This is a genomic window from Pusillimonas caeni, assembly GCF_003545815.1.
Lineage (GTDB): Bacteria > Pseudomonadota > Gammaproteobacteria > Burkholderiales > Burkholderiaceae_B > Pusillimonas > Pusillimonas caeni.
Map to the genome: position 1 here is coordinate 94550 of NZ_PDUW01000006.1, position 19787 is coordinate 114336.

A 19787-nucleotide genomic window follows, 5' to 3' on the forward strand; every position below is an offset into this window, starting at 1 on the left:
CTTGCTCCTTTCAAACTGGCGTTGCCTGCTTCACAGTGAAGGCAGGGCGCTGCACTCTTTATCTTACAAGTACTGCGTAATCAGCACATGCAGACGGCCCCCATGGCGGCGCTCCAGTTTCGAATGGGCGCAGGCTGACGAGCAACTTCGGTAAACTCCGATCAGAAGTAATATCGGCTGTTGAGGGCGCGGAATAGCCTTCCGGTTCGAGCTCAGGCCGGCGAATCAGTGAGCCGGGCTATTTCTAACACATGGGGAGACATTATGAAGAATATTTTGCTGCCGACTTCTCTGGTCGGTTCCTATCCGCAACCTGACTGGTTGATCGACCGCGAAAAGCTGGCCGGACGATTCCCTCCTCGCGTGCGGGCGACGGAACTGTGGCGGGTGCAACCCGAGTTCCTCGAGCAGGCGCAGGACGATGCCACGCTGCTCGCGATTCGGGATCAGGAGCGCGCCGGGCTGGACATCATCACCGACGGAGAAATGCGCCGCGAAAGCTATTCGAACCGTTTCGCGACTGCTCTGGATGGCGTGGACATCGACAATCACGGTGTGGCGCTGGACCGCAGTGGCCATCCGAATCCGGTGCCGCGCGTGGTTGGCCGCATCAGCCGCCGGCATGCGGTGGAGGCTCGCGACGTGGCGTTTTTGCGCGCGAATACGGACCGAATGATCAAGATTACTGTGCCAGGCCCGTTCACCATGTCCCAGCAGGCGCAGAATGATTTCTATGAGAGCGAAGCCGAGATGGCGCTCGACTACGCCGATGCCGTGAATGCCGAGATTCGCGACTTGTTCTCGGCCGGTGCGGACATCGTGCAGATCGACGAACCGTACATGCAGGCGCGTCCGGAAAAGGCACGTGAGTTTGGCCTTGCAGCGGTCAATCGCGCCCTCGAAGGCATTACCGGTCGTACGGCTTTGCATATCTGCTTCGGCTATGCGGCGGTGATCCATGAACGCCCATCCGGCTATTCGTTTCTGCCTGAGCTCGCAGCGTGTTGTGTGCATGAGATTTCCCTCGAGACCGCGCAGTCGTCGCTGGATACGTCGGTGCTCGAAAAGCTGCGCGGCAAGACGATTATCCTCGGCGTGCTGGATCTTTCCGATCCTACTGTCGAAACCCCGGAAGTCGTTGCCGCGCGCATCCGCCGCGCGCTTCCGCACGTAGACCCGGAAAGTGTCATCGTTGCGCCGGATTGCGGGTTGAAGTATCTGCCACGCGATGTAGCGTTCGGCAAGATGAAAGCGATGGCGGACGGAGCGGCCATTGTGCGCCGCGAAATCGGGGGCGTCTGAACGCGCGAGCCCTCCTTTGCGGCCCTCCCCGGGGGTAACACTGCGCCGTCACGAGGAAACACGGACAATGGACATTGCGTTAATCCTGTTGATGATCTTCGTGGCATGGCGAGTGGTGTGCCTGCGTTATCAGCGCACGCATATTGCTTTGCTGGGACGGCATCTGTCGAACCTGCAGCTGGAGCGCCACATGGAAACGCTGACGCAAGGCTACAGCCGCGCCATCAATGAAGAGTCGGAAACACGCCAGCTACAGGTGCTGGACACCTTCGCCCAAACCGAGCGTTCAGTGGCGGCACAGATAGGGTCGCTGGCCGATGCCATGCAAAAGGAAAGCTCGCAGGCCGCCAGCTTGAGCACGCCGCCGTTCTGCGTACCTTATGCCGAGCGCTTGCTTCCCATGCTGACGCGGGATTTTCGCGCACTGCTGCACATCCATGCGGCCGGCCTGCGTCATGTGGTGGACAATGGAGGCGGCTGGGATCCGAAAGGCCGCGCCTATCATCTTTCGGCTGAGCTGTATCTGTTCCAACACAGCTGCCACTGGTTTTGCAAGTCGCGCGCCGTGGCCGATGCGCGGCTGGCGCTGCGGCATCAGGTCACTCACCAGAAAGTGCTGGACTCTGTGTCCGCCGAGACCCGTTCGGCTTATCTGCGCTGGCTGCGAGGCGCCGACGAGCGGTAGAAGCGTGCAGCGTCATGCCGCTAGTCTTTCGCCTTGGGAGCGCTGAGGCCCTTGCTATAGTAGCCGGATTGATCGAAGCAGCAGACACGCCTCTCGCCCGAGGCAAGCATGTCGCAGGCGTTATCGATTCGTCGTTTTCGAGTCTTGGCCTGCTTTGCAGACTCGATCCAATGAATCCAGTCCAGGCGGGCGATGGTGGTCGTGTCTTCCCAAGTGGCTTTAGCTGCGGCAGACCGGGCAAGGGCCTGCTGCAGGTCATCTGGCACCTGCGGCTCCGGCTCCGGATGAGTCGGAGAAAGCTGAACTTCAACCATGTCTCCGAACGACGCGGCGGCAGCCTCTTGAAGCCCCTTGCTCACCTTGAGCCAGTGGCTAAGCCGGCCGTCCGGCTCGAGCGTGGCTTGAAACGGGCTCCCGTTGATGGTCCCTTCCACAGACGTCCTGCCACGCCTGGGCAGTTTGTCGCTGGCGGCTTTGGGCAAAACAAGAAAGCCCCATGAGCCGTCTTCGCCGGGACTTGCGGGGCGCAGCAATTTTGCCTTGAATGTAGACGCATCTTTCGCCATGTCGGGACACCTTTAGGCCTGTTGACGCTAAGCAATCAGATTGTTTTACGCAGCCTTCTCCCGCCGTACTCGGCAAAGCCGATTCCCGACAGAATCATTACCAGCGCTACGGCGTGATAAAGGTGGAATTCCTCTCCGATCAAAGTCACCGCCAGCAGCGCGCCCCACACGGGCAGCAAGTTGATGAACTGGCCGGCCCGGTTGGCGCCGATCAGCTCCACGGCCCAGATGTAGAGCACCTGGCCGATGAGGGATGGAAAGATGACGATATAGGTAATGACCATCCACCCTTGCAAGTCCGGGAAGATGAAGTTGCCCTGAGCCACCTCGAAAGCCAGCAAAGGCAATGACGCCAGGGACCCGCCCAGGCACAGAATGAACATCAGGCTGGTCCAATGCATTTGCGGCTTGCTGCGCAAGCCGGCGGTATAAATGCCGTAACCGAGGACGGCGATGAACATCAGCGCATCGCCGAAGTTGATGCTGAGGGACACCAGGTTGCCCAACTCGCCGCGCACCGCGATGACGATCACACCGATGAAAGAGCAGGCGAAGCCCACTGCCTGCGCCCAGCTTATGCGGCTGGAGAAAAGCACAAAGCTTGCCGCAAATACGAAAAGCGGCATGCTTCCCTGCAGGATGCTGGCGTTGATGGCCGTGGTATAGACCAAGGCGTAGTAAAGCGCCGCACTGAAGACGGTGAAGCCCAGGACGCCCAGCATCAACAGATAGCCCAGCCGCGGCCTGATGGCCGGCCAGTCGCCGGCGATCTGCTCGCGCTTGAACACGTAAAGCAGCGCCATCAGGCTGATCCAGCGGATGCTTACCAAAACCATGGGAGACGCATGGCCCACCGCCCATTTGCCGGCAATGGAGTTGCCGGCCCAGAAAAGCGTCGTCAGCGCCAGAAGAACGTAGGCTTTATAAATGGGAATTCCCCGAGAATGCTATGTTTGGGTTGATGCCATGAGTTGATGTCTTGAGGCCCTGCAGGCGGCCCCAGTGCACCGGCCTTTGCCGGGTTTCGATCAGGGCGATGGCATACAACCCGCTAATGTAGCACTCCGGTCGCCGGGTGTCCCGCGCCGCGTATACAGCGTTGCGGCTCGGCGATCGGCTTTCGCTCGGAGGGAGTTCGCGATTCAGAATCTGATCATCAGGTTCGCCTTCGCGCCATGGTCCCGGGCCGAGCCGGCAAGCTGTCCGGAATAAGAAAAGCCGAGCGTGGCGCCTGGGGCCAGGCTCAGATCGACTCCCGCCTCGACGACGGCGCTGTCCTTGGCGATCGGCACGCCCGCGACGACGAAGATGTCGCCCTCTGACAAACCGTGCCGCGCCGTGGGGATGGTGTCGCCAAAGGCATGCCGCCATCCTACCGCCGCGCGTAGAGTCGCTTCTATGGCGCCGGCGCTCAGGCGATGCTCGGCACGCAAGCCCAGCGTGGAAAAGGTGACATCCGTATTCTCGCTGCGGCCGGAGAGCGCCGCGGCCCCTCCCCGCTCGCTATAGCTATCCGTGTGCAGACGCACATGAGCCAGGCCGGCGTATGGCTCGACCCGTACCGGGCCCGCGTCGATGCTATACCCCACTTCGCCGAAGGCCTGCAGCGTGCCCGCATGGTAACCGGCCCCGGCGCTGTCACTAAGGCCGGGAAGGGAGATTGAACGCTTGGTGTCGACATCGTGCCAGGTATAGGCCAGGCCGGCGCGCAGCCCAAGCGCATCCCGCTGTGTACCGCCGTAGAGGCCCAGGTGATAATTGTCGCTCTTGGCCGAGGAGGCGCGGTCGCGCGCCTTGAAGTCCGAGCGGCTGTATCCGGCCAGCAGGCCGACGCGCCAAGCGCCCACGCGCCGGTCCGCGCCGATCAGCAAACCTTTGGCATCGCGGTCCAGGCGGGCGGCATTGCCGTCGCTGTCGGTCGAACCCCAGGAACCGAAAGCCTGCGACCAGACCACCGGGCCGGAATCGCTTGCGGACACCTGCGTAGGCGTTAGCGCCGACCCATAGGCCTGCACGGGCGCGGTGGACGCCCCGGGCGTCGCGAAAGCGGCGCGAACGCGGTCGTTGGCCGCATTGCGCACGAAGCGGCTGTCTTCGATCAGCGCCGTCCTGGCCGAGGCGTGGATCTCGCCCGACAACGCATCGAAGCTGGAGCGGATAAGCGCTTCATCGTCGGGCAATTGCGCGATCGCGTCATAGACGGCATGGCCGGCATTGAAACCGATGCTTTCGATGGCGTTTGCCGTGGCGCCCTGGTTTTGCGTCAACGCAGCCGAGGCGAATTCGCGATCGTTGCGTGAAAGCTCCAGATCGACCGTGCCGGCGCCATAGTCGTAAAGCAGCTCTGGCTTAAGGAATGCGAAGTCCGAGGACACTTCATCGAACCGGCCCGATAGTGCGCCGCCCGCCGACAGAATGGTGTGGCTCGAGCGCAGGTCGTAATCACCGCCGGCGCCGATATGGGCAACGGAACCGCCGTTGAGCGTGGCGCTGCCCGTCACCGCCACCTGGTCGCTTTCACCGCCTTGCGGGTCGACCTCCACTTCGAAGCGCGAGCCGGCCTCGAAGACCAGGTCGCCGTCGACGGTCAGCGTGCCGACGGAGTTGCCCGGCGCCAATGTACCGTCCGAGGCCACTGCCACCCGCGACCCGGCGCCGGCGCCTACTGTGCCCGAGCCGCCCAGCGTGGCGCCTGCCTGCACATCGAGGGAGCCGCCGAGCGAACCGTTGCCATCGGCGTCGCCAACGAGCAAAGTTCCATTGGAAAGCGTCGTAGTGCCGGCAAAGTGCGAGCTATCGCCGGTCAGCCGCACCGTACCGGCTCCATCGAGCTTGAATTGGCCGACACCCGAAATCGTCCCGCCATAAACACCATTCTTGGCGTCGGTGAAGGTCAGCCCGCCCGTTGCGCCATCAAGATGCGCATCCCCTTCAAAGCGAGATGCTTCAGTAATGAGCGCCCCGGACACAATGGACCAGTCAAGCAGGGATCGTCCCTCGAGCGTCAGGCTTCCAGCGCCGTCCTTGACCATGGTGCCGTCAGATCCTTCCAGGCCGGTGATGTCGCCTGCAAAGCGGGCGTCCTCGTCTTGAAGGAAGGCAACCACGCCCGCGTTGGCGATGTCGCCCGAGATAGAACCCGCATGGCCCAGCAGCCATCCGCCCTCTACCCGTGTGTTCCCATAGCGGTTTTCGCCCGCAAGCGTCAACGCCCCGTCGCCGCGCTTGACGAGGTCGCCCGGACCTATGATGTTCTGATCGACGTAAAAGTTATTCGCTTCATTGACAATGTCGAAGCCGCCGCCCCGAGCGCCCCAGATAATCTGACGCTCGGTGTCGTTGAAGTCGGCCCCCGCAACCTGCAGAACGCCGCCATCGAAGGTCAGCGCTCCATCCTCACGGCCGAGATTGGCATCCGATGAGACGGACACCACACCGCCGGCGAGCGTCGTGCCGCCTGCATAAGTATTGTTGCCCGACAAGACGAGTGTTCCGGCTTCGGTCTTGGTGATCCCGCCGGTGCCGGTAATCTCCGTTGCGATCTCGGCGCTGTCGGCCAGCACACGGATTTCCGAGCTGCCGGCGACCGTTTCGAGCGAACCCGCACCTTGCAGCCGGTAGCCTTCGTCGATGAACTGCAGCCCGGCAAAGCGCTGCATACCTTCAACATCGATCGTTCCGCCATTGAATCCGCCGGGCTGATTCTTGAAGGCGGCATGGTTGCCGGCCCACGCGACAGGCAATTCGCCATCCTTGTTGAGCCACTGCGGGTTGGCCGCACTCCAGAGGCCGTCTCCGCCTTGCCAGTGCTGGAGCATGTCGTTACCGGCCGCGCCAATGAAGAGATCGACACGATTGTCACCCGCTTGAATATCGTAGCCGGCATCCAAATTCAGACCATGGCCTATGGTCAGCAGATTGTCGGTCAGTTCACCGACATAAGTCATGAGGCGGTAGTAACCCAGGCCTGCCGCGCCGTCTTCGGTGTCGCTGCTCTGTGCCAGATTCAGCGTGCCGTCCAGCGTAAGATCACCCAACACTTCGATACGGTCGCTCGCGCCTGGCGATGGGACGGATAATCCCGGAGCCCCAAGCTCATATTCGAGGACCGAACCCGATGACAGCGCGAGGCCGCCGGCGACGGTGAGCGTTCCAACGGAACTGCCCGGCGCCAGGATGCCGCCATCGGCAATCGTCGTGTCGCCCACCGTGCCCGAGCCACCCAAGGCGCCGCCGGCCTTGACATCAATACTTCCACCCAGACGCCCGTCCACAGTCAATGTGCCGCCCGAGATCGTTGTGATGCCGTCGAATGTCCGGCCATTGCCCCGATACACGGTATGGCCGGCCAGATGATCGATCGAATGATCCCCGCTCGGATCAGTACTGAATGTGTCCTTTTGCAGGGCAAGCCCGAATACATAGTGCTCGTCAGTGTGGTTGAAGACCAGCTTGCCCGCGCCGGTGCTGAAGTCGACGGCACGCGCGCTGATCGTTCCCGCCGCAGTCGGCGCAGCGTCTGCCTCGGCGCCGATGACGAGAGTTCCTGATCCATCCTCATTCCTGCCCAGCGTCGCGCGGCTGGTGGCGAAATCGACCAGATCGATATATCCGCCATCGGCAAGCACGACCGTCCCTTGTCCGTTCTCACCGATGTACAGATTGCCATCCACGATCCAGGATGACCCGACTCCCTTGACGAGCGCAGTACCTTGACCATCATAGCCTCTGCCGACGGAAGCGAAGAAAGATGTCTCGACCCGGCCCCCGTCAAGAATGTTGAGCGTTCCGCTACCGGTATCGCCGACGTAAGTCGGCGCATTGCCAGTGGTCACAAATGTCGATGTCGGGCCGGAAACGGTCACAAGGCCATCACCGTTGGCGTCGCCGCCGATGACTACAAGATAGCCGCTCTCGAAGCGGCCTCCGTCTTGAACCGTAAGGCTGCCGGTCGCATTCCGCCCGATCCGAGTAGTCCCGCCATTGATGCGAAGACGTGAGTCCGCTCCCGAAATCGTCGCCTGACCATCCGCATTGCCGGAGTAGCCGATCACGAACGCGTTGGCGCTGGATAAGCCCGGCATTGTCACCCGCGCGCCACTGGTTAGATCGAATAGCCCCTTGCCACTTTGGCCGACGGTGAGCGCTATGGCTTCGACCGATGTACTCTCGCCGTCCACGGCGAGGTTCGCCTGATCGCCAGCGCCGGCGTCCACTAGGATCGTACCGTTCAAAAGATTCGCTCCGCCGGCCACTTGCAGCTCGCCATTCTGAACCCGCATCGCGCCGATACTCATCCCGCCTGCCGTGACCAGTACGCCGGCCCCATTCTTGTATAGGTCGCCAGCGCCTGCGATGGATCCATTTACTTGCAGCGTAGCGTTGTCAGCCACGTCGAAGCGGCCATCGCGATCGAGCGTCACGGCCCGATCACTGGCCAGACTGGCCGTGGCGGCCAAGCTACCGCCGGCGAACATCAACGCGCCGTCGGCTTGCCCCAAATTGGTATCGGATGAGATGGACAGCACGCCGGCGCCCAACGTGGTGCCTCCCGCATAGGAATTGTCGCCTGACAGAACGAGCGTTCCGCCTTCGGTCTTGGTGATCCCGCCCGTTCCTGTAATCTCGGTTGCAATCTCGGCCCTGTCGGCCAATACGCGTATCTCCGAGCCGCCCGCATCCGTTTCGAGCGAGCCATCCCCTTGCAGCCGATAGCCTTCGTCGACAAATTGCAGGCCTTTGAAACTGTGCGCTCCTTCGACGGCCACCACGCCGCCATCAAAGTCGCCGGGCTGGTTCTTGAACACGGCATGATTTCCCGCCCAGGCCACCGGAATATCGCCGTCGGGCGCGCCATCGCCGGCATTGAGCCAAGTCGTGCCGCCGGCGCTCCAGGTGCCGTCGCCGCCCTGCCAATGCTGGAGAGCGTCATCGCCTAGCGAGGCTGCAGCCGGCACAAATAGATCCACGCGGCCGCTATCTAAATAAAGTGCATAAAGATCTTTTCCCTCGTGGGGGATTTGTCCAAGCGACGGGTAGTCGCCGGTCAAACTGCCGCTGTATGTCATCAGCCGATAGAAGCCCAAAGACGTCACGCCGTCTGCGGGGTCGCTGCTTTGCATCAGGTTCAAGGTAACGCCGTTCAATGCGAGGTCGCCGTCCACCTCGATGCGGTCGCTGCGTCCCGAAGCGGGATCGCCCTCCGTACCCGGCGAACCGAGCTGGTAATCCAGGATCGACCCGGGCAACATCGTCAATCCTCCGGAGAACGTAAGCGTACCGATGGCGTTGCCGCCGGGAGCAAGGCGTCCGCCGTCTTCGATGGTGGTCTTGCCGACCCTGCCCGAACCGCCCAGCGTGGCGTCCTGCTGCACAGTCACCTGCGACGAGCGCTCGATCGAGCCGTCGACGATCAAGGTACCGCCCTGGACCGTGGTCTCGCCCCTGTGTCCACTTTGCCCCGCCAGCGTCAGCGTGCCACCGCCAGTCTTAACGATATTGCCGCCGATACCGGGGGTAGGGTCAGATATATTTCCGGTCAAAGTCAGGTCGTGGCTTGCATCGAGCGTAAGGGTGCCCAAAGCAATATTGAATTCAATCTCGTTGGCAAGCGTCATGTTTCTAGTGGCTCGCAGAACGCTATGATCTGAACGGATCAAAACACGGCCCACTGAAAGCGCCTGATCGTGGCCGACTTCGAGGACGGAATCACCAATAACTGTCCAGCCAGTGTAAGTGTTGGCCCCATTGAGCGCCAAGACACCGCCTTCTGCGTAAAGGCCGGCGCCCAAGCCACTTATCTGCCCGCCCAGCGTCAGCGTGCCCTCGCCCCATTTTTTGAGTCTGGCATCGGCGCCAGTGATATCACCGTCGAACGCCGTCTCGCCGCTCTGATCCACATAGACGTATGTATCGCCCATAGCCAGCGTGCCTCCGCTGCCCGCAAGTGATGACATCTCCAACGTTGCAACTCCTACTCCCGCGGGCGCACGGTAATCGCTCAAATCCAGCGTGCCGCCGTTGATGACATAGGCGTTGTTATCCACCAGGGCGCCGTAGGTATCCGCGCGCAGCGTGCCGGCTTCGACCGTGGTGGCGCCCGCGTAGCTGTTCTGGCCCGACAACGTCAGCGTCCCCTCACCGATTTTGGTCAGCCCGCCCGAGCCCTGCAAGTCGGCGCCGATGCCGACGTCGTGACCGTTGCTGTCGATGAATGCGCCGTTGTCTTCAATGATTACATCGCCCGCATTGAAATTGCGCAGGAAGTTGGACGTATCCGCAGTAGCTCGCAATATCCCACCATCGAACAAGAGCGTTCCGGCTCCCAAGCCCCTCCCTACAGAACCAGTGGCAAGAACGCCATTACTGTTCAACGCGATCTCGCCCGACCCGCTCGCCATCTCGCCAACCACTGTGTCCTGGGAGATCACAACCCCGCCGTTTTCGATAGCGAGCCTGCCCGTACCATTGAACCCAACAGCCAGGAAACCGGAGTTTGTCCATGTTGAAGCCGTGCCGTCAGCGCTCGAGCCCGATACTTTCACCTCGCCGTGCGAGTTGGACTCGTCGCCGATGAAGCCGATCTCGTTGAAGACTTGACCGCCATTTTCGATTGTGAGCACGCCGGCGCCAAGTTCGCCGACGATGAGGTCGCCGTCTATCTCCCATGGGCTTGGCCGGGTGCCGGCCATTGTTCCATCGACGGTTTCAGTCGCACCGTGGTCGATAGAAACGTCCTGCGCCGACGCAGGGGCCGCGGCGAAGATCAACGTCGAGGCGGCCGCTTGCAGCAGAGCCGCCACCCCGACGATACGCATGGTCTTGCGCCTGCCTCGCCCACGCGCATGTTCCGACGCCACCTGAAACAGGCCCAGAGCATGATTGAAAACGATTCGATGGATGCGATTCATGTGCGTCTCCGGCGGCGATGCTTTCGTCCATCGCTGCAGGAGCACTCAGAACCGTGCCTGTAAAAACGGAACGCCCCGATCAGGAGGCGCGCTGAGCCGCGGCGGACATGCAGTCAAATCGTCACTGTATAAGCAAGAGGACGAACGAAGTCATCGCAGCGTCTCAGCAGAGTCGTTGCCGCGTTTCAACACATCAATTCGAGGAACTGCCCAAGCACGCCGGCTGGTTCCGGAGTCTATCCGAGCGTGGAATTACAGCCTGGCAGCGGCTCTTGCCTCGCTGGGACTCATGCCAAACCGCTTGCGAAACATCCGGCTGACGTTGGACTCGTCGTAGAGCCCGCAACGCATCGCCAGTATCTGGATCGGCACCGCCTTGTTTTCTTTTTGCAGAAGACGCATGAACTGCTGCAGGCGCAATTCGCGGATATGGCCTTGCACCGTCAATTCCCTCTCGGCGAACAGCCGGTAAAGCGTGGCGCGCGAGCAGCCTATGGCGGCCGCCACCGCGTCGGGGGCGAGGTCCGGGTTGACCAGATGGCGCCGGATATAGCGTTGCGCGGCGGCGAAAAACCCGTCGTTCGAATGCTCCGCCTGCTTGTACATGGTTGCAAAAGCCGCTTCGATCGTGGTGACGGCAAAGGACTCCGAAGCATCGAGCAGCGCCAGCTGCTCGGTGGGTTCCAGGCCCTGCGCCATCCGGGGAAACTGCTGTAGATGATCGCGCAGCAAACCGGCCAGGCGGGAGTCGGCCAGCGCCGCATTGATCAGCGCGGGCGACGGTATCGAACGTGGAAACACAGACTCGAGCAAAGCGCGCGAAAGATCGAGCTGGATGAACTTCTGCTGCGAGAACCTTAGCGAAGCGGGCCGCAGCCCATCCAGCAGGAAAAAGCCGCCTCGGCCGACAGTGGCGGCTTCGCCACCTTCGTATACGCACTGCGCCTGGCCATCAAGCACGAGGAACAGAGCAAGTTCGTCGAGCGGCGACTTGCGAATGGTTTGCCTGGTCATATGAACGCTGAAGCCGTCCGATTCGGCGTAGTGCATTTCACCCGTCGCCGTGGCCAGCGAAACCACCCTTGCACGGAAATCCCGTCGCTGCCGGGCATTCGGCGGGTCGACCTCGACACTGCGAACGACGTCTGTGGCCCAGAACTCGAAACGCTCGGCGGGCGCCAAGTGGTCCGTAGAGAGGATCTGGAATCGATGGTCTTTGGGCCGCCCTTGCGAGAAGGAATGATGCTCCATAAATAAAGCCTCCGAATTTGTCGCGGCGACGAATCAACGCAACAGAACTCTTCCCTTTGCTCGTTGCACTTTAACACTTCGGGTAGCAGGTCGTCACCAAACCATGCCGACGCCCCCATGCCGCCTGCACCACCTCCAGGATTGAACACCACGCGATAATAATGATTCGCGCCCTTCTGATTCCGATGGAATCGCTCCGGAGCGCGTCGATTATCGGCCCTGACGTGTAAAGCATCAGTTTCACTCAATCTTTCTATCGTAGGCTCTCTGAATGCGCATCCTGCTGATCGAAGACGACTATTCACTGGGCAGCTCCCTGCAGTCATGGCTGAAGATGGACGGCTATGCGGTGGACTGGCTGCAGCGCGGCGATCAAGCCGCTACCGCGCTGGCCACCCACGCCTACCAGTGCGTACTGCTGGATCGGAGCCTGCCCGGTCTGGATGGAGACGTCGTCCTGCAGGCGTTGCGTGCCGCCGGCGCCCCCCGGGCATCGTTGCCGGTAATCATGATTACGGCGCGCGACGCATTGGCCGATCGCATCAAGGGACTGGACCTGGGCGCGGACGACTACCTGGTCAAGCCTTTCGACCTGGAAGAGCTGTCGGCCCGTGTGCGGGCGGTCCTGCGCCGTGGCGCGGCACAGCACACGCCCGAGCTGCGCCACGGCGCGGTGGCCCTCGATCCGGCCGCCAAGCGCGTGACCCTGGACGGCGCGCCGCTGTCGCTCACCGCACGCGAATTCGCCGTCTTGCAGGCCTTGATGCGCCACCCCAGCCATATCCTGAGCCGTGCCCAGCTGGAGGAGGCCCTTTACGGTTGGGGCGAAGAGGTCGAGAGCAACGCCATCGAAGCTCACATCTACAACCTGCGCAAGAAGCTGGGCAGCCGTTTCATCGTGACGGTGCGCAACCAGGGCTACGGGCTGGCGCCGGCATGAGTCTGCCCCATTGGCTGCCGGGCAGGCGCCTCCCGCAACCTGCGGCTTACCAACCGCCTCGTGGCTGGTCATTGCGGCGGCGCCTGCTGCTGGCCGTGATGGGAACCAGCATAGGCCTATGGCTGATCAGCCTTGCCATCGTCGTCGGCGTGGCGTGGTTCGCCACCAGCGACGTTTTCGATGACGCATTGGAGGAAGGCTCGCGGCTGGTATTGCAATTGGCTCCGCAGGGCGAACTGGACACCGGCCCGGATCGGGGCGCGCGCGTGGGGCGCGGCGATGCGCCGAGGCTGCGCATATACCATCAGCTCGTCGCGTCCGATGGACGGGTGCTGGTCCGGGGCGACGACACGCCGGAAACCGCCTTTGTCCCGAATGCGCGGCGCGAGGAAACGGTCACGGTCTGGGCCGGAGATGAGCTCTGGCGCGTGCACGTGCGTCCGGGTCCGGAAGGCGTCACCGCTCAGGTGGCTCAGCCGATGGAAGAGCGCCTGGAATTGCTGGAGGAGATGGCCGAGAACCTGGCCTGGCCCGCGCTGGGGCTGCTGGCGATGCTTGGCCTGCTGAGCTGGTTGCTGATCCGGCGCCTGCTGCGGCCGCTGGAGGACACGGCCATGCTCATCGACGCCAAGTCGCCGCACGACTTGACGCCGGTGCGGGCGCAGAATCCGCCGCGCGAGCTGCAGCCGATCCTGGCTGCGCTCAATGCGCTGCTGGCTCGTCTGGCCCAAGCGCTGGACAGCGAGCGGCGCTTCACGGCCGACGCCGCACACGAGTTGCGCACACCGCTGGCGGCGCTGCGCATGCGCGTACAGCTCATCGAGCGCGAGCTGAAGCTGCCCGGCGCTCACTTGAAGCAATTGCGCGCCGATCTCGATCGTTGCACCGCATTGGTGGAGAATCTGCTGGCGCTGGCACGGCTGGAGCCCCGGACTGAACCTCTGGTACGCGAAACCGTGGATCTGAATAAGCTGCTGGACAACCTCAATCTGCAGACCGCGAATATACAGTTGGAGCGGGCCTTGGCCGTGCCGATGGTGCAGGCAGCGCCCGTACTGCTGGCCAGTGCGCTGCGCAACCTGATCGACAATGCCGCGCGCTACGGGGGTGAGGGCGTTCGGGTACGCATCGAGACCATGCCGCTGCCCCAGGGCGGCGTCCGCCTGGCGGTACGTGACGACGGAGCCGGTGTTCCGCCCGGCCAGCGGGAGCGTCTGGGCGAACGGTTCTTTCGGGTGCTGGGCACCGGCCAGACCGGCAATGGCCTGGGCCTGTCCATTGTGGCGCGCATCGCAGCGCTGCACGGCGCGCGCCTGCACTTCGAAGACGGGCTGGATGGCCGCGGGCTGAGCGCCGTGCTCGATTTCCCCCCGGACTGAATCACATCAGATTGCCTTCAGGTTCAACCTTTTTAATGGCGTTGTTTCGCGATCAGCGGAACCTCTTGTACAACACGAAAAGGAATTGAACCATGCGCTATACCGTATCCGCAGCCGCCGCTGTCATGGCCTTGGGCGCCGCCACCCTGGCCTTCGCCCAGCCTTCAGGCTACACCGGCCCCAGCAACGCTTCCAAGGCGGCCGCCCAGGGCTCATACTCGGGGCCCAACAACGTGCCGCTGATGACGGTCAAGCAATTGGTCGACACCGGCCGCGACGATCAGGCGGCTCGCCTGCAGGGGCGTATCGTTTCATTCGAAGGCGACGAGCGCTATACCTTCGAGGATGCAACGGGCCGCATCACCGTCGAGATCGACAATGAAGAATTTCCCGCCGGCCAGACCGTCAGCGCCGAACAACGTGTGGAACTGACGGGCGAGTTCGACAAGGGCCTGCGCAAGACCGAGTTCGAGGTGGACCACCTGACCCTGCTGCCTTGAGCGCAAGCGCCCCCTGCCCTAGCTACTGCGTCGTATTCGGAGCCACCTCGCCTTCCTGCCCCAGGAAGCCGCCGCTCTGGTGGCTCCACAGGCGCGCATAGACGCCGTTCAGCCTCAGCAGGTCGGCGTGGCGGCCTTCTTCGATGACGCGGCCCTGATCCAGGACGATGAGCCTGTCCATGGCCGCGATGGTCGACAGGCGATGAGCGATGGCGATCACGGTCTTGCCCTCCATCATTTCGTCCAGGCTTTCCTGTATGGCCACCTCCACCTCGGAATCCAGCGCGCTGGTGGCCTCGTCCAGCAGAAGGATGGGGGCGTTCTTGAGCATGACGCGCGCAATGGCGATGCGCTGGCGCTGGCCGCCGGACAGCTTGACGCCGCGCTCGCCGACCAGAGTGTCGTAGCCGCTGCGGCCTTGCGGGTCGCTCAACTCGCGGATGAAATCGTCGGCCTGGGCATGGACGGCGGCGGCGTGTATCTCGGCGTCGGTGGCGTCCGGACGCCCATAGGCTATGTTGTCGCGGATGGACCGATGCAGCAAGGACGTATCCTGGGTGACCATGCCGATGGCGCTTCGCAAGCTGTCCTGAGTGACCTTGGAGATGTCCTGTCCGTCTATGCGTATCTGCCCGCTGTCCAGGTCGTAGAAACGAAGCAGCAGCGTGATCAGGGTGGATTTTCCGGCGCCGGAACGCCCCACCAGACCGATCTTCTCGCCCGGCCGCACTTTCAGGGTCAGGCCGTCGAATACCTGGCGCTCGCCGTTGTAGTTGAAGGAGATGCGGTCGAACTCCACTTCGCCGCGCGTCACTTCCAGCGCGGGCGCGTTGGGCGCATCCTGCACCTTGGCGACGCGTGTAAGCGTGGCGATGCCGTCCTGCACCGTGCCTATGTTTTCGAACAGCGTGGCCATCTGCCACATGATCCAGTGCGACATGCCGTTGACGCGCAAGGACATGGCCGTGACCGCCGCCACGGCGCCGATGCCGATCTGCCCGCCGTGCCACAGCCACAAGGCGTAGCCGCCCGAGGCGAAGATCAGGGCCGACACCAGCGCCTGGTTGACGATCTCGAACTGGCTGACAAGGCGCATCTGGCGAAAGCCGGTGTCCTTGAAATCTTCCATGGCGGCACGGGCGAACTGCGCCTCGCGCCGGGTGTGCGAAAACAGCTTGACGGTGGTGATATTGGAATAGGCGTCGGTGATGCGCCCCGTCATGGACGAGCGGGCATGGGCCTGCTCTTGCCCGACCTTGCCCAGGCGCGGCACGAAATACCACATGGCCAGCCCATACAGCGCCACCCAGCCTACGAAGGGCAGCATTAGCCGCGTATCGAATCCGCCCGCCAGCGCAATGATGGTTACAAAATATACGCCGATGCCCAGCACGATTTCGACGAAGGTCAGGAGCACTTCGCGCACGGCCAGCGCCGTCTGCATGACCTTGGTCGTGACGCGTCCGGCGAACTCGTCCGAGAAGAAGGCCAGGCTTTGCTTGAGCATGAGGCGATGGAAGTCCCACCGCAGCCGCAAAGGCAGGTTGATGGCCAGCACCTGGTGCTGCACCATGGTGCGCAGCGCCACCAGCACGACGCTGGCCAGCAGCACGATGCCGATGATCCATAATGCGCGCTGCTCTTGCACAGCGGCCTGTTCGCCCGACTGCCATGCGGAAAGCAGGTCCACCACCTGGCCAAGAAAGGCGAACAGCCATGCCTCGTAGATCGACACGCTGGCACTGAACACCGCCAGCGCCGCCAGGTAGCGGCGCGAGCCGTGAGTGCAGGCCCACAAGAAGGAGAACAGACCCTTGGGAGGCAGGGGCGCCTCTTCGGGAGGGAAGGGATTGAGAAAACTTTCAAACCAGCGGAGCAAGATCGCCTCCGGAAACTGTCGATTTCGATATTTTCTCATTGAGTGGACGATCGTGTTCGCCCTTCGGAAACTTTGCCCGTCTCCCGCGCGCTTATCGGCACTACATTAAGCCGCCGGCGATGCGCTGTCGCGCCGGCATGCCGCCGCCGGCTCTTGCAGCCGGGCCCGCTTCCGCTCCGGCCGTCTAGGCCGGCTTCTTCCTCATGGCCGGTACCAGCACCATCGCCGCCAGCACCAGGGGGATGAAGGACACCCACAGCACGGTATTCCATCCATATGCGCTCAGCAGTCCGCCGGAGGAGAAAGACCCCGCGGCCATCAAGCCAAAAACGATGAAGTCGTTAAGCGACTGGACCCGGGTCTTTTCTTCGGGCCTGTGGCACTCCAGGACCAGGGCGGATGCACCCAGAAACCCGAAGTTCCAGCCGACTCCGAGCAGGATCAGGGACCACCAGAAATGCATGACGTCTATTCCGCCCAGCCCGACGGCTGCGGAAAGACCGGTCAGGAACAAGCCCAGCGCGGCGATGGAACCGGCGCCGTAGCGAGTGATCAACTTGCCTGTGAAAAAACTGGGTCCGTACATCGCGATGACGTGCCACTGCAGGCCCAGGTTGGCCGAGGCCTGCGAATGGCCGCACAGATGCATGGCCAGCGGCGCAGCCGTCATGAGGAAGTTCATCAGCATGTAGGACACCGCGCCGCAAATCACCGCCGAGATGAAGCGTACCTGCAGCACGATTTCCTTCAGCGGCCGCCCTCCCGCCTGCTCGGCCATGGTCGGCAAAGGCAGGCGGACACCCAGCAGAATGAGCGCGGAAAGCGCCGCGGCCGCGGACTGCACGAGAAAGGTGATCGCGAACATGTACGGGGGCCATAAATCCATGGTCCACGTCACCAATTGCGGCCCCACGACCCCGGCCGCCACGCCGCCGAACATGACCAGCGACAAGGCGCGCGCACGCCGCTTCGCATCCACGCCGTCGGCGGCGGCAAAGCGGAAAGAAAGCACGACCGCCGCATAGCCGCCCCCGAAGAATGTGGCCAGGCAGAACAGCCAGAACCAGCCCTGCAGGACGGCAAGCATGGCCAGCAGCCCGGCCAGCACTCCCGCTCCCGTGCCGGCCAGAAAAGCGGCGCGCCGACCATGGCGCTGGGCGATTCTTCCGGCGGGCAGGATGCACGCCGCCATGCCCACTACAAAGATGGATATGGGCAGAGTGGCCAGCATGGGGGTGGGAGCCAGCATATTCCCGACGATGGAGCCGGTGGCGTAGACCACCACCGAGTTCGCGCCGGCCAAAGCCTGGGAAATCGACAGCCGCCAGATATTTCCGCGCTGCACATTTTCAGGAAGTATGGTGGAAGAGTCGCCCCCGGCGACTGTGCTGTCATGTGTCATATGAATGGAAGCTACTTTGGAACTGCGGAAAATGCAGGTCGTCCGCGTATGAACAACGGGGCCGTCCTTGATTAACGGCGATTCTCAATGGCGAGTCGCGCGTCATGCAGAAGCGCCGCCGATGATGGTGGAGTTATTGAGATGGCCGGTCTTGAGATAGATGACGGAACCTGCGCCGCCCGCCTTGAAATCTGCGTACCGGCCTGGCGGCAGCCGGATCCAGTCGCCGCTGTCATACTGCCGCCCGTTCTCTAGCAGGCAGCCCTCCAGCACGAGGATTTCTGCGCCTTCGACGGGGCCGCTGAATACGGCAGCGCCCGCCGCCAGCCGTTGCAGGGAAACATGTTCGGCGGGCCCGTCAAACAGCTCGCAGGATGCCCCTTCGGCCCGCGCGACCCAGTTGCGCTGATCCCTGGTGTCGATACGCACGCGGCGACGATCGCCTTGCGGCATCTGCCATAGTTTGACGAAGATGGTGGCGCCTTCTTCGCTGAAGGGCTGATGGCTGGAGCCCGGCGGGTTGCGCAGATACCAGCCGGCCGGACAATGCCCCTCGCCGTCGGAAAAGACACCCGATAACACGAGGATTTCTTCGCCGCCAGGATGCCGATGACTGGGAAAATGAGAACCGGGTGCGTAGCGTACGATGCTCGTCGCCCGGGCTTTCTCTTCGCCCACCCGGTCCAGCATCACGCGCTCGACGCCGGACTGCGGCGACTGCATCCATTGATACTGCCGCGCCTCGACGAGGGCGCGGCGCGAAAAGTCGGCATTGACGAGCATGGAGTTTTTTCGAACCTTCTAGAGTAAAGACCGGAATCGGCGCCCTCAGCATTGCGCCTTTCGAGGGTTGCTATCTACAGGCCGCTTATAGTGGCAGAAAATCTATCCTGCAACCTGGGCCGAGCCGGATCTCAATACCCATTGGCAGCCACTATTTTCGATCGGCTCGCATCCCTTCGCAACAGCGATATTCTTTACTTCACTGAAAGAAAATCTATACCGTATGAATTCTCCCGGTTTTCTGAATGCGCTGCGTGCCTTCGAAGCCAGCGCGCGTCACCAGAGCTTCTCGGCCGCTGCATCGGAACTCAACGTCACGCCGGCGGCCGTGGGCCAACTGGTGCGCTCGTTGGAAGACTGGTTGGGCGCTCCGCTGTTTCACAGGACGCGCGGCGGGCGTGTCCGCTTGATTCCGACCGACGCGGCCACACGCGCCCTTCCCGACATCCAGGCCGGGTTCGAGCGGCTGAGCGCGGGGCTCGGGCGGCTGCGGGAAGAAACGCGTTCAGGCGTGCTGACCGCGACAGTCAGTCCCGCGTTCGCCGCCAAGTGGCTGCTGCCGCGCATCGAGAATTTCCGCGCCCTTTGTCCCGAGACGGACGTGCGCCTGGATACCAGCCTCAGGCTCATGGATTTCGCCACTCAAGGTATAGACGTGGGCGTCCGGTACGGACGTGGCGCCTGGCCGGGGCTGGTCGCCGAAAAATTGATGGATGAAGAAATCTATCCCGTCTGTTCACCCGGCTGGCTTGCCAGGAACGGGCCAATGAAACAGCCGAACGATCTCGCGGGAAAGGCCCTGATTCATGACCTGTCGGTGGACACCCATATAGGCTTCGCCTCGTGGGGCGCCTGGCTGTCGCACGCTGGGGCCGCCGAGGTGGACACCGGCCGGGGAATGCAAGTGAACAACTCGGCGGCCGTACTGCAGCCGGCGATCGACGGCCACGGCGTCGCCTTGGCCCGCAGCGTCATGGCCCATGACGACCTGGCGGCGGGCCGTCTGGTCCAACTGTTTCCCGGCGTCGAGCAACTGTCGGAGCTGGCCTACTATATCGTCTATCGCGCGGAATGCGCGTCCTTGCCCAAGTTGCTGGCATTTCGACAATGGCTCATGCAAGAGGCATCCCGCTTCCGGCGCAGTGGCACGCACCCCGGTTTCCGCAGTCTTTGAAAAACGGCCCGCATCG

The 19787-nt window shown here is 62.7% G+C and carries 13 protein-coding genes; 6 read left to right on the forward strand and 7 right to left on the reverse strand.

The window, feature by feature from the left end; genetic code table 11:
* Positions 1-264: 264 nt before the first annotated feature.
* The gene (locus tag CSC67_RS14145; protein ID WP_118995091.1) at positions 265-1302 is read left to right on the forward strand and encodes a uroporphyrinogen decarboxylase family protein; all 1038 of its coding nucleotides are present in this window, start codon (positions 265-267) and stop codon (positions 1300-1302) included.
* A gap of 67 nt (positions 1303-1369) precedes the next feature.
* The gene (locus tag CSC67_RS14150; RefSeq protein ID WP_118995092.1) at positions 1370-1987 is read left to right on the forward strand and encodes a hypothetical protein; all 618 of its coding nucleotides are present in this window, start codon (positions 1370-1372) and stop codon (positions 1985-1987) included.
* A 20-nt stretch (positions 1988-2007) separates the two neighbouring features.
* Here CSC67_RS14150 and CSC67_RS14155 read toward each other — a convergent pair whose 3' ends face one another.
* The 4 genes from CSC67_RS14155 to CSC67_RS14170 all read right to left on the reverse strand — a co-directional run bounded on the left by CSC67_RS14155 (position 2008) and on the right by CSC67_RS14170 (position 11714).
* Entirely contained in the window at positions 2008-2553 is a 546-nt protein-coding gene (locus tag CSC67_RS14155; RefSeq protein WP_118995093.1) for a YdeI/OmpD-associated family protein, read from the reverse strand.
* A gap of 35 nt (positions 2554-2588) precedes the next feature.
* On the reverse strand, positions 2589-3488 hold the full coding sequence (locus tag CSC67_RS14160) for a DMT family transporter (RefSeq protein WP_342447679.1): 900 nt from the start codon (positions 3486-3488) through the stop codon (positions 2589-2591).
* Positions 3489-3695: 207 nt separating this feature from the next.
* Entirely contained in the window at positions 3696-10463 is a 6768-nt protein-coding gene (locus CSC67_RS21675; RefSeq protein WP_118995095.1) for an autotransporter domain-containing protein, read from the reverse strand.
* Positions 10464-10715: 252 nt separating this feature from the next.
* Entirely contained in the window at positions 10716-11714 is a 999-nt protein-coding gene (locus CSC67_RS14170; protein ID WP_118995096.1) for a helix-turn-helix domain-containing protein, read from the reverse strand.
* A gap of 271 nt (positions 11715-11985) precedes the next feature.
* Here CSC67_RS14170 and CSC67_RS14175 point away from each other — a divergent pair, with 271 nt between their 5' ends.
* From CSC67_RS14175 to CSC67_RS14185, 3 genes are all read left to right on the forward strand, one after another.
* Positions 11986-12654: a response regulator transcription factor gene (locus CSC67_RS14175; protein WP_118995097.1), complete on the forward strand. Its 669-nt coding sequence runs from the start codon at positions 11986-11988 to the stop codon at positions 12652-12654.
* A complete protein-coding gene (locus CSC67_RS14180) occupies positions 12651-14033 on the forward strand; it encodes a sensor histidine kinase (RefSeq protein ID WP_167752895.1) in 1383 nt (460 codons plus the stop codon). The genes CSC67_RS14175 and CSC67_RS14180 overlap by 4 nt, the downstream gene beginning before the upstream one ends.
* Before the next feature lie 92 nt (positions 14034-14125).
* Positions 14126-14533: a YgiW/YdeI family stress tolerance OB fold protein gene (locus tag CSC67_RS14185; RefSeq protein ID WP_118995099.1), complete on the forward strand. Its 408-nt coding sequence runs from the start codon at positions 14126-14128 to the stop codon at positions 14531-14533.
* Positions 14534-14555: 22 nt separating this feature from the next.
* Here the strand turns inward: CSC67_RS14185 and CSC67_RS14190 are convergent, their stop codons facing one another.
* From CSC67_RS14190 to CSC67_RS14200, 3 genes are all read right to left on the reverse strand, one after another.
* Positions 14556-16412: an ABC transporter ATP-binding protein gene (locus CSC67_RS14190; protein ID WP_118995100.1), complete on the reverse strand. Its 1857-nt coding sequence runs from the start codon at positions 16410-16412 to the stop codon at positions 14556-14558.
* Positions 16413-16596: 184 nt separating this feature from the next.
* Positions 16597-17814 carry an MFS transporter gene (locus CSC67_RS14195; protein WP_118995101.1) on the reverse strand — a complete coding sequence of 406 codons (1218 nt, stop codon included), beginning with the start codon at positions 17812-17814 and terminating at the stop codon, positions 16597-16599.
* A 102-nt stretch (positions 17815-17916) separates the two neighbouring features.
* On the reverse strand, positions 17917-18597 hold the full coding sequence (locus CSC67_RS14200) for a cupin domain-containing protein (RefSeq protein WP_118995102.1): 681 nt from the start codon (positions 18595-18597) through the stop codon (positions 17917-17919).
* 223 nt (positions 18598-18820) lie between these two features.
* Between CSC67_RS14200 and gcvA the strand changes: the two genes are divergently transcribed.
* The gene (gcvA, locus tag CSC67_RS14205; protein ID WP_118995103.1) at positions 18821-19771 is read left to right on the forward strand and encodes a transcriptional regulator GcvA; all 951 of its coding nucleotides are present in this window, start codon (positions 18821-18823) and stop codon (positions 19769-19771) included.
* The last annotated feature ends 16 nt before the right edge of the window (positions 19772-19787 follow it).